An 818-nucleotide genomic window follows, 5' to 3' on the forward strand; every position below is an offset into this window, starting at 1 on the left:
TATTCTGCTGACCCATAGATGGACCAATGGTACGTTCTTCAACGATCGAGATAGGTGCAATCAGAGCACCAGCACGTAGAAGAAGTGCAAGGTTGTGAGCTTCAGCAGCAGAGTCGATACCAGTAATACGGAAGTTACGACCTAGCGCAGATTGAATCGTTGCTTGGTTAATGACTTCTTCATGCTTAGTTAGAATCACTTTGCCTTCAGGTGTCTTACGACCGCTGTCTTTGTACTCTGCAAATACGGTAGCCATTAGCTTACCGATATTTTGACGAGAGAACGCAGACATCTTGCTACCACCTTCGCTGTCTAGCGAGATGTTAACTTGAGGACGACCATATTCATCAACACTTGAGCTTGCATCTGTAATGCTCGAACCGCCTAGGATAACGCGCTTCTTAAGAACAACAGGGCGACCATCACGGTCTTGCTTGATTTCGCTACCTGCTGGTGCACGACCTGCCGCAGCTGCAGCAAGATCCGCAGAGCTATCTACTTCGGAATCTCTTTTGCACGAGCTGTGTCTTGAACGCCTGGTAGTTCAACTACGATACGGCTTGCGCCTTGACGTTGAACCAGCGGCTCAGCAACACCCAAATCGTTAACACGGTTACGAAGGATAGTGATGTTCTGCTCTACAGCGTAGTTACGGATCTCTTGAAGACGCGTTTCAGTAAAGTTAGCAATCAGAGAGAAACGACCATTCGACTCAGAATCAACGAAAGTCATATCTGGGTGCAGAGACTCTAGCAACGTTTTCGCTGCTGCAAGTTGTTCCTCGTTACGTAGCAATACTTCAACCGCATCTTTACCAG

At 47.6% G+C, this 818-nt stretch carries 1 pseudogene; it reads right to left on the minus strand.

The features are described from left to right. Positions 1–818 (minus strand): annotated as a pseudogene (secD, locus tag KIV40_RS28040) (protein translocase subunit SecD); the annotation flags it as partial.

Source organism: Vibrio sp. D173a, assembly GCF_030248475.1.